Annotated in this window: 11 protein-coding genes; 3 read left to right on the top strand and 8 right to left on the bottom strand. The window is 63.7% G+C overall.

Annotation, left to right across the window (positions count from 1 at the left end; all coding sequences use genetic code 11):
* Positions 1 to 59 precede the first annotated feature (59 nt).
* A complete protein-coding gene (locus AADJ04_RS10885; RefSeq protein ID WP_341239625.1) occupies positions 60 to 842 on the top strand; it encodes a 3-hydroxybutyrate dehydrogenase in 783 nt (260 codons plus the stop codon).
* A 123-nt stretch (positions 843 to 965) separates the two neighbouring features.
* On the opposite strand, the gene AADJ04_RS10890 is transcribed toward AADJ04_RS10885, so the two are convergent.
* From AADJ04_RS10890 to AADJ04_RS10905, 4 genes are all read right to left on the bottom strand, one after another.
* The gene (locus AADJ04_RS10890) at positions 966 to 4,118 is read right to left on the bottom strand and encodes an efflux RND transporter permease subunit (protein WP_341239626.1); all 3,153 of its coding nucleotides are present in this window, start codon (positions 4,116 to 4,118) and stop codon (positions 966 to 968) included.
* A gap of 33 nt (positions 4,119 to 4,151) precedes the next feature.
* Positions 4,152 to 5,465 carry an efflux RND transporter periplasmic adaptor subunit gene (locus AADJ04_RS10895; RefSeq protein ID WP_341239627.1) on the bottom strand — a complete coding sequence of 438 codons (1,314 nt, stop codon included), beginning with the start codon at positions 5,463 to 5,465 and terminating at the stop codon, positions 4,152 to 4,154.
* A 337-nt stretch (positions 5,466 to 5,802) separates the two neighbouring features.
* On the bottom strand, positions 5,803 to 6,249 hold the full coding sequence (gene rnhA / locus AADJ04_RS10900) for a ribonuclease HI (protein WP_044396814.1): 447 nt from the start codon (positions 6,247 to 6,249) through the stop codon (positions 5,803 to 5,805).
* 76 nt (positions 6,250 to 6,325) lie between these two features.
* Complete coding sequence (locus AADJ04_RS10905; RefSeq protein ID WP_341239628.1) at positions 6,326 to 7,144, bottom strand: methyltransferase domain-containing protein; 819 nt, start codon at positions 7,142 to 7,144, stop codon at positions 6,326 to 6,328.
* On the opposite strand from AADJ04_RS10905, the gene gloB reads away from it, so the two are divergent.
* Together gloB and AADJ04_RS10915 are read left to right on the top strand one after the other, a co-directional pair.
* A complete protein-coding gene (gene gloB / locus AADJ04_RS10910; RefSeq protein WP_198847813.1) occupies positions 7,143 to 7,919 on the top strand; it encodes a hydroxyacylglutathione hydrolase in 777 nt (258 codons plus the stop codon). The genes AADJ04_RS10905 and gloB overlap by 2 nt on opposite strands.
* Positions 7,916 to 9,436 carry a transglycosylase SLT domain-containing protein gene (locus tag AADJ04_RS10915; protein WP_198847814.1) on the top strand — a complete coding sequence of 507 codons (1,521 nt, stop codon included), beginning with the start codon at positions 7,916 to 7,918 and terminating at the stop codon, positions 9,434 to 9,436. Before gloB ends, AADJ04_RS10915 begins: the two co-directional genes overlap by 4 nt.
* 91 nt (positions 9,437 to 9,527) lie before the next feature.
* Here AADJ04_RS10915 and AADJ04_RS10920 read toward each other — a convergent pair whose 3' ends face one another.
* The 4 genes from AADJ04_RS10920 to recR form a co-directional block, all read right to left on the bottom strand.
* Entirely contained in the window at positions 9,528 to 9,680 is a 153-nt protein-coding gene (locus AADJ04_RS10920) for a DUF3096 domain-containing protein (protein WP_082758696.1), read from the bottom strand.
* 62 nt (positions 9,681 to 9,742) lie between these two features.
* Positions 9,743 to 10,756, bottom strand: a complete 1,014-nt coding sequence (locus tag AADJ04_RS10925) for an ABC transporter substrate-binding protein (protein ID WP_341239629.1) — start codon at positions 10,754 to 10,756, stop codon at positions 9,743 to 9,745.
* A 208-nt stretch (positions 10,757 to 10,964) separates the two neighbouring features.
* Positions 10,965 to 11,390 (bottom strand): MAPEG family protein, encoded by a 426-nt coding sequence (locus tag AADJ04_RS10930; protein ID WP_044396819.1) that lies wholly within the window; start codon positions 11,388 to 11,390, stop codon positions 10,965 to 10,967.
* Positions 11,391 to 11,492: 102 nt separating this feature from the next.
* Positions 11,493 to 12,083, bottom strand: coding sequence for a recombination mediator RecR (gene recR, locus AADJ04_RS10935; protein WP_207373248.1), 591 nt, complete (start codon positions 12,081 to 12,083; stop codon positions 11,493 to 11,495).
* Between the last annotated feature and the right edge of the window lie 70 nt (positions 12,084 to 12,153).

The following is a 12,153-nucleotide window of genomic DNA, read 5'->3' on the forward strand; positions in this document are numbered from 1 at the left end:
TGCCAAGGGGTGTCTGCCCCCCACGCTGCGCAAGTCATGCTCATTACGGAGAGACTCTCATGCTGAAAGGCAAAACGGCCCTCGTCACCGGCTCGACCAGCGGCATTGGTTTGGGCATTGCAAAAGCGCTGGCGCGCCAGGGGGCCAGCATTGTGCTCAACGGCTTTGGCGATGTGGACACGCCCCGCGCTGAAGTGCTGGCCGCCGGCCAGGCCAGCGGGGCGCAAGTGGCGTACCACGGGGCCGACATGAGTCGCGCCGCAGACATCGAAGACATGATGCGCTACAGCGAGGCGCAGTTTGGCCAGGTGGACATTCTGGTGAACAACGCGGGCATCCAGCATGTGGCCAATGTGGAAGATTTTCCCGTCGAGCGGTGGGACGCCATCATCGCCATCAACCTGACCAGCGCCTTCCACACCTCGCGCCTGGCCCTGCCCGCCATGCGCCGCGCCAACTGGGGCCGCATCATCAACGTGGCTTCGGTGCATGGCCTGGTGGGGTCTGCGCAAAAGTCGGCCTATGTGGCCGCCAAGCACGGCATCGTGGGGTTGACCAAGGTGACGGCGCTAGAGACCGCCACCACGGGCATCACCGCCAACGCCATCTGCCCCGGCTGGGTGCTGACCCCGCTGGTACAAAAGCAGGTGGACGCCAAGGCTGCCGCCCATGGCCTGACCAACGAAGAAGCCACAAAGCTGCTGCTGGGCGAAAAAGAACCTTCCATGCAGTTCACCACCCCTGACGAGCTGGGCGAGCTGGCGGTGTTCTTCTGCTCCACAGCTGCCAACAACGTGCGCGGCGTCGCATGGAACATGGACGGCGGCTGGGCTGCGCAGTAAGCTCAAACGCTATTAATTTAATAGCTACCGGCGCTTACCTATAAAGCGCCAGAGGCACATTTCATCAAAAATGCCCTTTGCATTGCGCAAAGGGCCTTTCTCATTCTGGAGGCAGTGTGGCGGTCAGCCGTGCGCCGGTGCAGACTCTCCAGGCCCATCAGCATGCGGGGTTGCCGCATCCATCGCCACCGTGGTCTTGGCACCCGGCACAGCCTTGCGGGCAAACAGCGTGTACATGGTGGGCACCACAAAAATGGTGAGCAAGGTGCCCAGCGACATGCCGCCCACAATCACCCAGCCAATCTGCGAACGGGTCTCGGCCCCGGCACCGGTGGCCAGGGCCAGGGGCACTGCGCCCAGCACCATGGCGCCCGTGGTCATCAGGATGGGGCGCAGGCGCTGGGCAGAGGCCTTGACCAGCGCATCCACCATCTCCAACCCCTCTTCGCGCAGCTGGTTGGTGAACTCCACAATCAAGATGCCGTGCTTGGTGATGAGCCCCACCAGCGTGATGAGCCCGATCTGTGAATACACGTTGAGCGAGCCCCCGCTCCACTGCAGCGCCAATAGCGCGCCAATCATGGACAGCGGCACCGACACCATGATGACCAGAGGGTCGATGAAGCTCTCGAACTGCGCGGCCAGCACCAGGAAGATGAACACCAGCGCCAGCACGAAGACCAAGCCCAAGGCCCCTTGCGAGCTCTTGAACTCGCGCGAGGTGCCATTCAAGTCGGTGGTGTAACCGGGTTTGAGCACCTTGGCGGCAGTGTCATCCATAAATTTCAGCGCTTCGCCCAGCGAATAGTCGGGCGACAGGTTGGCGGTGATGGTGACCGAGCGGCGCTGGCCGAAGTGGTTCAGCTCGCGCGGGCTCACGCTTTCCTTCACGTTCACCAGGCTGGAGAGCGGAATCATCGTGTCATTGCGGCCCCGCACGTAGATGCTGTCGATGTTCTCGGGCGTGGTGCGGCCCCGGGCCTCGGTTTGCACGATCACGTCGTACTGCTCGGCATCGCGCTTGTAGCGCGTCACGGTGCGCCCGCCCAGCATGGTCTCAATCGCCCGGGCCACCACGTCCACGCCCACACCCAGGTCGGCTGCGCGCTCGCGGTTCACGCTGATGCGCAGCTCGGGCTTGTTCAGGCGCAGGTCCGCATCAGGTGCGATGATGCCGGGGTTCTTGGCCATCTCGGCCAACATCTGCCGGGTCACGGCGTTGAGGTTTTCGTAGCTGTCCGAGGTCTGGATCACATACGTCAGTGGCCGCGACCGAAAGCCCTGGCCCAAGGACGGCGGCGTGATCAAAAAGGCATTCACCCCCGGCAGCGCGCCCACTTTGGGCTGCAGCTCGCGGGCCATGTCGAGCGTGCTGCGCTCACGCTGCTCCCAGTCCACCGTGCGGTAAATCACGCTGCCTTGCGCCACGGTGGGGTTGCCAATGTTGGCGAAGATGCGGTCAAACTCGGGGTAGTCGCGCCCGATCTTCTCCAGCTCCAGCGCATAGCGGTTGGTGTAGTCGAGCGTGGCGCCATCGGGTGCGGTGACGTTGACGAGAATCGTGCCCCGGTCTTCCAGCGGCGACAGCTCTTGCTTCATCTTGGGGTACACCAGCGCCAGCCCCACTGCGCTGGCCAGCATCACCCCCACCACCAGCCAGCGGCCCTGGAACAGCGCGCCCCGCAGCCCACCACCACCGCCCCAACGGGCCGTGACCACCCAGCGCAGCAGCCGGCCATAAGCGTCTGACATGGCGGTGAGCCAGCGCTCCATGGATCGGTCGAACCAGTTGGGCTTGGGGTTGTGCTTGAGCAGCAGCGAGCACATCATGGGCGACAGCGTCAGCGCCACAAAGCCCGACACCACCACCGCACCGGCCAGGGCCAGCGCAAACTCCACAAACAGCCGCCCGGTGCGGCCGGGCGTGAAGGCCAGCGGCGCATACACGGCCACCAGCGTGAGTGTCATGGCAACGATGGCGAAGCCGATTTCCTTGGCACCCTTGATGGCGGCAGAGAATGGATCGAGCCCCTCTTCGATGTGCCGGTAGATGTTCTCCAGCATCACGATGGCATCGTCCACCACCAGCCCAATCGCCAGCACCAGCGCCAGCAAGGTGAGCGTGTTGATGGAAAAGCCGGCCAGGGCCATCAGCGCAAAAGAGCCCACCAGACTCACCGGAATGGTGATGATGGGAATGATGGACGCGCGCAGGGTGCGCAGGAACACAAAAATCACCAGCGCCACCAGCACCACCGCCTCGGCAATGGTCTGGTACACGCTCTTGACCGAGCGGTCGATGAACAGCGAGTTGTCGTTGGCGATGTCGATGGTGATGTCTGCGGGTAAATCAGCCTTCAGGGTGGGCAGCATCGCGCGCACACCGGCAGACAACTCCAGCGGGTTGGCCGTGGCCTGGCGAATCACGCCCATCGAGATGGCATCGCGGCCATTGAGGCGCACGCGGCTGCGGTCGCTGGCGGCGCTTTCTTCCACGCGCGCCACATCGCGCATGCGCACGGGAAAGCCGTTCACGGTGCGGATCACAATGTCGGAGAACTGCGCCGGGCGGGCCAGTTCGGTCTGCGAAGTCACGCTGAACTCGCGCTGCTGCGATTCGATACGGCCTGCGGGCAGCTCCAGGTTGTTGCGACGAATGGCGTCTTCTACGTCCTGCGTGGTGAGGCGGTAGCCCGCCATGCGCTCAGGGTCCAGCCAGATGCGCATGGCGTAGCGGCGCTCGCCGTAAATGGGCACATCGGCCACGCCAGTCACCGTCTGCAGCCGGGGCTTGACGATGCGGTTGAGCAAATCGTTGATTTCGAGCGGGCTACGCGTGTCGCTGCTGAAGGCCAGCCACATCACGGGCGAGGCATCGGCCTCCACCTTGGCAATGACGGGCTCGTCCACCGCATCGGGCAGACGGTTACGCACCCGCGCCGTGCGGTCGCGCACCTCGGCGGCGGCGTTGTCGGCATCTTTCTCCAGCCGAAAGCGCACGCTGATCTGGCTTTGCTCGGCACGGCTGATGGAGGTGATCACGTCCACCGCGTCAATGCCCGCAATCGAGTCTTCGAGGGGCTTGGTGACCTGGGATTCAATCACCTCGGCCGAGGCCCCGGCGTAGCGCACGCTCACCGTGACCACAGGCTCGTCGATCTTGGGGTACTCACGCACCGTCAGGCGGGTGAAACTCACGGCCCCTACCAGCAAGACCAGCAGGGACAGGACGGTGGCGAACACCGGCCGGCGGATGGAGATTTCAGCAAGTTGCATGGCGAGCGTCGGGCAATGTCAGAAATGCAGAACTCAGGAAGACTGGCCGCCGCGCACCGGCTGCGTGGTGGCGCTCATCGGACTCTGGCACGGGTTGGCGCCAGACAAAGGGGGCACAGCGGCTGGGGCGGCTGCCGTGGCCGCACCCGATACTGGCTGGGACGCAGCGGAAGATGCCGTGGCAGGAGGTTCCGCGCCTGCGGCAGAGCGCCCGGCAGAAGGCTGGCCCAGCTCCACCACGCGCACCGCTGTGCCGTCGCGTTGCAGGCGCTGCTGCCCCGCCGTGACCACCACATCACCCGGTGCAAGCCCTTCCACCACCTCCACAAACCCTGGAGTGCGTGCGCCCAGCCGCACGGTGGTGCGCTTGGCCACCTGGCTGCCCTCTTCCGTACCAGCCACCACTCGCAACACATAAGGCGCTGCACCATCGGGAACGATAGCCTCCTCAGGCACCACATTGGCGTCAGAGCGTTCACCAAACACCGCCGTGACGCGTGCAAACATGCCGGGGCGCAACTGCAGGCGGCGGTTGTCGATGCAGCCGCGCACGGCGAGCGAGCGGCCATCGGCATCGATCTGCGGGTTGATGGCCAGCACCACGGCCGAATACTGCACGCCCGGCAGCGCATCAAAGGCCACGCGGGCCGTCTGGCCGGTTTTCACCTTGTTCTGCAACCGCTCGGGCAGGCGGAAGTCCACGTACACCGCATCCAGGTCTTCCACGTTGACGATGTCGGCGCCATCCTTGAGGTAGTCGCCCACGTTCACGCCGCGAATGCCTGCAACGCCATCAAACGGCGCCACGATGCGCAGGCGCTGGGCTGTGGCTTCGGCCAGGGCGAGCTTGGCCTCAGCCACTTCAAGGTTGGCGGCACTTTCGTCCACCGAACGCTGGCTGATGAACCCCTGGGCCACCAGCTCCTGGTTGCGCTTGTGGTTGGCGCGGGCGATCGACAACTCGGCACGGCTTTGCTGCACCTGGGCGCGGGGCAGCTGGTCATCCAGCTGCACCAGCAGCTGCCCTTTGCGCACGCGCTGCCCATCGCTGAAATTGAGCTGCGTGATGCGCCCGCTGATTTCAGGCCGCAGCACCACGCTGCGCCGCGAACGCAAGCTGCCCACAGCCTCTGCATCGTCGCGCATGGTCATCTGGCGCACCTTGGTCGCTTCCACCATCACGGGTTTTGCAGGGCCTTGCGCACCGGGCTTGGCCGCTGCATTGCCCTGCGGTGCGGGAGCACCGGCGCGAGCAGACCGTGCAGGCGACTGAAACCACCAGGCGGCGCCGGAAGCAACAGCCAAACCGAGAACAGCAAAAACGACGTATTTGTTCTTGAGCGCCATGAAATCACAGACCTGGGATGAGCGAAATGCAGCCGAACAATGTATCAGCGCGCTGTGGCCTGCGCAGGCGCCCCGCGCTTAACCCCGCAAGCCATTCCCTGAGATTTACGCAAGCTTTACACGAACGCTGTACGAAAACACTGCGCCGTCGCCTGGACATCACCATGGGGACGGAAGGCGGGAGTGAGCGGTCGTCAGAAAGAGGGTGAGGGGAGTCTGCACAAAGGCAGCCTCATCGCCATCAGCTGCCAATGAAAGCCGCAGCCAAGCAACCATGCCCACAGCCTTTCAGGCGGGCTTGGCACCGTGGCGAGATGCCAGGCAGGCCAGAGGCCTCTCAGCGCCCCATCGCCTTGTCAACGCCCAGGTTGGCCAGCGCGTCAGCGCGCTCGTTGCCAGGGTGACCCGAGTGGCCCTTCACCCATCGCCATTCAATGCGGTGCCCGCCCGTGTTCACCAGGGTGTCCAGCCGCTTCCACAGCTCCACGTTTTTCACAGGCTGGTTGGACGCGGTGCGCCAGCCCTTGGCCTTCCAGCCGTGAATCCACTCGGTAATGCCCTTGCGCACATATTCACTGTCCAGAAAAAGCGTCACGGCACAAGGGCGTTTGAGGGCCGACAAAGCCTCGATCACGGCCATCAGCTCCATGCGGTTGTTCGTGGTGCCCAGTTCGCCGCCAAACAATTCTTTTTCCAGCGCGCCAGAACGCAACAGCACGCCCCAGCCGCCGGGGCCGGGATTGCCTTTGCACGCACCATCTGTGTAGATCTCAACCTGATTCAAACCGGATTCCTGCCAATTGATTAAAAAGAGTTGCGAGCCAATGCTTGAGCGCGACGCGCAGCGCCGCCCGGGGTGATCAGCGCGGCGGCATGGGGCCATGCGACCCAGACTTACGCGCCACCGGCACCGTGGCAGCCACCCGCTTGCGGCCCGAGCGCCATGCGGGCTCCAGCAGACGCATGCCATGCACACGCTTGACGGCCACCAAAAAGTAGCCAGCCCCAAGAATGGGCCACCACTTCTCGCCCAGGGGATCAACCCACGAAAAGCGCTTCAGCCACTCGGCACTGCGCACTGCTGGACGATAACAGCCAAAGCGGACGGTCTCGACCTCGAAGCTCAACAAACGCAGCCAGTCGCGCATGCGCCGAACACCGATGAACTCCCCCACATCGGGCAAATACAGGGGTTCCTGTGTCCAGCGCTGGCACAGCCGTACACGCACCTGCCGCAGGCCCCACAGGCTCAGCGGGTTGAGCCCGGCAATCACCACCCGGCCCTCGGGCACCAGCACGCGCTCCACTTCACGAAGCGCCATGTGCGGATCCACACTCAATTCCAGGGTGTGGGGCAACACCACCAAATCCAGACTGGCATTGGGGAATGGCAAGGCCTCGGGCTCAGCCCACAGGGCCGCCGCACGCGGCGCATGGGACGTGCCAGCGTCCGAGGGCTCTTCAGTGCGCGAGAGCATGGCATCCGCCCCCAGCGCCAGCCACTGGTGCGGCATACGGTTGGTTCGCAGACCTTCGATGCGCGGCATACCCAGCTGCAGCGCGTGGTAGCCAAAGATGTCGGCCACGGCGTCGTCCATGCAGGCCTGCTCCCAGGCAAGCAGGTAGCGGCCTGGGGCAGAGTCGAACCACTGGTGCAAATCTATAATTTCAGAGCTCATGAAACTGCTGCCGCTACCCGCCTTCACCGACAACTACATCTGGATGCTGCATGACGGAACGCATGCCGTGGTGGTGGACCCTGGGGATGCAACCCCGGTGCAGCACGCATTGCAGTCGCTGGGGTTGACGCTGCAGGCGATTCTAGTCACCCACCACCATGCGGATCATGTCGGTGGCGTAGGGGCTTTGCAGCAGCAAACGGGGGCGACCGTCTACGGCCCTGCAACCGAAAAAATCACACCCCGACCCATCGGGCTCACGGAAGGCCAGCAGGTACAAGTGCTGGGTCTTACCTTGCAGGTGCTGGACGTGCCGGGGCACACCGCTGGGCACATCGCCTACTACTGCGCAGACTCGCCCGAAGGCCCCTTGCTGTTCTGCGGCGATACACTGTTCTCCGGCGGGTGCGGTCGCCTGTTTGAGGGCACGCCTGCGCAGATGCATGCATCGCTGCAGAAACTCAGCGCATTGCCCGACCACACCCAGGTGTGTTGTGCGCATGAATACACACTCTCTAACCTGAAATTTGCCTTGGCGGTGGAACCCACCAACGAGGCATTGCTCAACTACAACGCCTGGTGCGCGGCACAGCGCGCCAGTGGCCGCCCCACGCTGCCATCCCACATGGCGCAGGAGCGCGCCATCAATCCGTTTTTGCGGGTTCAGCAACCGGCAGTCGCACAAGCCGCCCAGGCTTATGCACCGCAGACCGATGTCAACGACGCAATTGCCGTACTGGCGGCCTTGCGCAATTGGAAGAACGAGTTTCGATGAAATTTCTGCACATTGTCAGCCTGGTAGGCATGCTCTGGTTGACGGGCTGCGCCACCACCGGCGGAGCCCCTGGGGTGGTCAGCAACGCCCCTGACGACACACCCACCAGCAGTCGCCCTGCGCACACCCCCATCATCCCCAAGGGCCCCCTGCAGCCCATCAAGGCGGCCAATGCCAGTAGCCAGGAGGTCGCATCGCTCTCCACCCCGGCAGACCTCTGGGACCGCATCCGGCGTGGCTTTGCCATGCCCGACCTGCAGCATGAACTGGTGCAAGACCGCGAGCAGTGGTACGCCAGCCGCCCCGACTACATGCAGCGCATGACGGAGCGCTCCAGCAAATACCTGTTCCATATCGTTGAAGAGCTGGAGCGGCGCGGCATGCCCACCGAACTGGCCCTGCTGCCTTACATCGAAAGTGCCTTCAACCCCCAGGCGGTCTCCAGCGCCAAGGCGGCAGGCATGTGGCAGTTCATGCCGGCCACCGGCAGTTACTTTGACCTGAAGCAGAACGCGTTCCGTGATGACCGGCGCGACGTGCTGGCCTCCACCCGCGCCGCGCTGGACTACCTGCAAAAGCTCTACGGCATGTTTGGCGACTGGCACCTGGCCCTGGCGGCCTACAACTGGGGTGAAGGCAGCGTGGGCCGTGCCATTGCCCGCAACCAGAAACAGGGTCTGGGCACCAGCTACACCGACCTGAACATGCCTGCAGAAACACGCATGTATGTGCCCAAGCTGCAGGCCGTGAAAAACATTGTGGCCAACCCGGAAGCCTTCAAAACCGAGTTGCCGGTGATTGAGAACCACCCCTACTTCCAGACGGTGGACATCACCCACGACATTGACGTTGCACTGGCGGCCAGCCTCGCGGGGATTCGCGAAGCAGACTTCCGGGCGCTGAACCCATCCTTCCACAAGCCGGTGATCCTGGCAGCGGGCACGCCGCAGATTCTGCTGCCCTGGGACAACGCCAAGGTGTTCCAGCGCAACCTTGAAGCCCACAAAGAGGGGCAATACGCCAGCTGGACGGTGTGGCCCGTTCCCACCACCATGACCGTGGCCGAGGCTGCGCGGCGCACGGACATGAGCGAAAGCGACCTGCGCAGCGTGAACAACATCCCACCGCGCATGATGATCAAGGCGGGCTCGGCACTGATCGTTCCACGCAGCGCCACCACCCGCCAGGACGTGTCTTCACACCTGGCCGACAACGGACAGGTGGCCCTGGCACCCGAGATCGTCACGCGCCGCGCCTCGGTGCGGGCGGGCAAGGGCGAAACCGTGGCCACACTGGCCAGGCGCTACAAGGTCAGCGCAGCGAACGTGGCCGACTGGAACGATGTGAAACTGAACGCAGCCTTCAAGGCGGGCCAGCAAGTCGTGATGTACCTGCCAGTGCGCCAGGCATCAGCGCCAGCGCCACGGGCACAGGCACGCAGTGCCTCTGGCAAGGTGGTCTCTGCATCCACCCCCAAGCGCCGTGGCGGTACGCCGTCGAAGGTGCGGCGGCGCTGACACAGGCATTCGGGCGGGCTGGCCAGTCACCAGCCTTGCCTTGATTGAGTGTGTGCGGAGCAACAACCCGCACACCGGCACCTCAAGGTGCTCAAAGGCGCATGGAAGCCATACCCATCAGGCCCAAAATTCCCATGATGATCAGGTACAGCGCCACGATGGTGCTGAGCAGCCGTGGCATGACCAGGATGAGAATCCCGGCGATCAAGGACACCAACGGGCCGATGCTGATACTGAGCGACATGCGCGGTTCTTTCTGCGAGTGGAAAAACCGCTATCTTGCCCCAGCCCAATCGCCCTGCTGCATCAAACGTTGAATTTTTGCCGCGCCTTGCGAACCCAGTCGTTCGAGAAGGTGCGAGCCAGGTCCACCTTGGTGGCGGCAAGCTCCGGGTAGGCCAGCGTGAGGGCACGCAACGCCACTGCGGGGGCATCGTCCGGCATCATCCCGTTGGGCGAAAACGTTTCGCGGATACGGTGGAACGCTGCCAGATACAAAGGCCGGTCGGTGGCCAAATACGAGGCGGGTAATGCTTTGACGATATCGGCTGGCTCGGCGGTCTGCAGCCATTTGAGGGCGTGGACCATGGCGTTCACCAGGGCCTGCACCTGATCCGGGCGCTTTTGTACAAAAGGCTGCGCGGCATACAGGCAGCTGGCCGGCATGGTGCCGCCAAAAAGTTCATGAGAAGCCTTGATCGTTCGCGCGTCCACCACCACACGCAAGCCCTGCTTCTGCTCGGCCTGCGCAATGATGGGGTCGGAGTGGCACAGCGCATGGATCTGCCCTGCGCGCAGCGCAGCCATGGCCGCCGTGGCAGAGGCCATTGACACATACGTCGCACCCTGCGGGTTCAGCCCTTCCCGGGCCAGAATCCAGCGGGCAAACGAGTGGGTGGAGGAACCCGGCGCAGACACGCCAATGCGCTTGCCCGCCAGGTCACGCACCGATTCATACTGGGGCAGCATGCGCGGCAGAATGCCAAGCGCAATCTGCGGCGCCCGTCCGTGCAGCACCACCGAGCGCAATGCGTATCCATTCAGCTGCTGCCGGATGGTGTGCTCGTAAGAGCCCGAGACCACATCTACCGAGCCATCCTGCAACGCCTGCAGGGCCAGAGCACCGGCAGAAAAGTCGCGCAGCACCACATCCAGCCCCTCAGCCTTGAAAAAACCCAGCTGCTCTGCCAGCAGCACAGGCAAGTGGTACATCTCGCCCTGCCCCGCCACCGCCAGTGTCAGGCGATCACCGAGTGCTGCCGCGCGCGAGCGGGCCGCCAGCAGAGGCGCGAACACGCCCGCTGCACTGGCGGCAGACATGATCCCGAGAGTACGGCGGCGAATCAAAGCACGCGGCATGAAGGTAAAGATGTGAAGGGAATGAATTGCTGCACCGCAACAATTGTGCAAGCTCCCAGCAAACGAAGCATCAGGGAACACCCCTGAGGACTTTTACGTACTGCCGTGCTTTTTCAGCCAGTGGGGGCAGCTAGTGCCCATGGCATGCAAAAAACCTGCCCACCGCAACTCAGCGATAGCCCACGAACAAGATCGCGACATTCACCATGAACGCCCCGGCCCACACAGCGCTGCGGGCTGTGGGCATGTTGGAGACATACATCATGATGTAGAACATGCGCAGCATGACGAACAGCATGGCCAGCAAGTCCAGCCAGGTCTGCCGCGCACCTAGCTGGTGCGCGATGATGACAGCGCCAATGAAGAAAGGCAGCGACTCAAAGCTGTTGGCCTGCGCGGCATTGGCGCGGGCGCGCCAATCACCCTGGCGGGCAAGCCAGCTGCGCGGGTCGCTGTTGTCATAGCCGCCCTGAGCGGGCGGCTTGCCCAGGGTGCCGCTCTTGGCGATCCAGGCGCACACGATGGGCAGCAACGCGGCCACCAAAACGCACCAATAGGCCACGGTGAATCGGGCCACTTGCAGGGATGTATTCATTTGTAAGCCTTTTAGGGCCCAAAGCCCCTGTTTATCAGCGCAACCCGCTATGATTTTGGGAGTATTCTACCTACGCCAAACGGGGCCAAATGCCCTGCCGGTTCAGCGGCGATCGACCAGCGCGTGTGCAATCGTGCCCAGGTCCACGTACTCCAGCTCGCTGCCCACGGGCACCCCGCGCGCCAGCCGCGTCACATGCAGCCCCCGGCTCTTGAGGGCCTCGCTCAACACATGCGCCGTGGCCTCGCCCTCGGCATTGAAGTTGGTGGCCAGAATCACCTCCTGCACCACGCCATCGCTGGCGCGCTCCATCAGCTTGTGCAGGCCAATCTCTTTCGGGCCAATGCCATCGAGCGGGCTCAGCCGCCCCATCAGCACAAAGTAAAGCCCTTTGAACGCCCCCGTACGCTCCAGCGCCGACTGGTCGGCCGGGCTCTCCACCACGCACAGCCGCGATGCATCGCGCTCCGGGTCCAGGCAGGTGCTGCAGATATCGTCTTCGGTGAACGTGTGGCAACGCGCGCAGTGGTGCACGTTCTGCACCGCATCGTGCAAGGCCACCGACAAGGCCTCAGCCCCCGCACGGTCATGCTGCATCAAGTGAAACGCCATGCGCTGCGCAGACTTGACCCCCACCCCCGGCAAACGGCGCAGCGTCTGGATCAAGACCTCAAGGGCGTTGGTGGAAGACATGAGAGAGGATTTGAGAAAAAAGTGGAAGCAGTGAACGAACCATCTTCAACAGGCGCAGCCCGAGAGGCAG

This window comes from uncultured Acidovorax sp., from assembly GCF_964021665.1.
GTDB classification, from domain to species: Bacteria; Pseudomonadota; Gammaproteobacteria; order Burkholderiales; family Burkholderiaceae_C; genus Acidovorax; species Acidovorax temperans.

What these genes read in the sequence shown, in the direction of transcription:
- AADJ04_RS10925 (WP_341239629.1), bottom strand. Translation starts at nt 10,756, where the DNA reads ATGTCTGCCGCCAGTGCAGCGGGCGTGTTCGCGCCTCTGCTGGCGGCC.
- AADJ04_RS10915 (WP_198847814.1), top strand. Translation starts at nt 7,916, where the DNA reads ATGAAATTTCTGCACATTGTCAGCCTGGTAGGCATGCTCTGGTTGACG.
- AADJ04_RS10885 (WP_341239625.1), top strand. Translation starts at nt 60, where the DNA reads ATGCTGAAAGGCAAAACGGCCCTCGTCACCGGCTCGACCAGCGGCATT.
- AADJ04_RS10895 (WP_341239627.1), bottom strand. Translation starts at nt 5,465, where the DNA reads ATGGCGCTCAAGAACAAATACGTCGTTTTTGCTGTTCTCGGTTTGGCT.
- AADJ04_RS10930 (WP_044396819.1), bottom strand. Translation starts at nt 11,390, where the DNA reads ATGAATACATCCCTGCAAGTGGCCCGATTCACCGTGGCCTATTGGTGC.
- gloB (WP_198847813.1), top strand. Translation starts at nt 7,143, where the DNA reads ATGAAACTGCTGCCGCTACCCGCCTTCACCGACAACTACATCTGGATG.
- AADJ04_RS10890 (WP_341239626.1), bottom strand. Translation starts at nt 4,118, where the DNA reads ATGCAACTTGCTGAAATCTCCATCCGCCGGCCGGTGTTCGCCACCGTC.
- AADJ04_RS10905 (WP_341239628.1), bottom strand. Translation starts at nt 7,144, where the DNA reads ATGAGCTCTGAAATTATAGATTTGCACCAGTGGTTCGACTCTGCCCCA.
- AADJ04_RS10920 (WP_082758696.1), bottom strand. Translation starts at nt 9,680, where the DNA reads ATGTCGCTCAGTATCAGCATCGGCCCGTTGGTGTCCTTGATCGCCGGG.
- recR (WP_207373248.1), bottom strand. Translation starts at nt 12,083, where the DNA reads ATGTCTTCCACCAACGCCCTTGAGGTCTTGATCCAGACGCTGCGCCGT.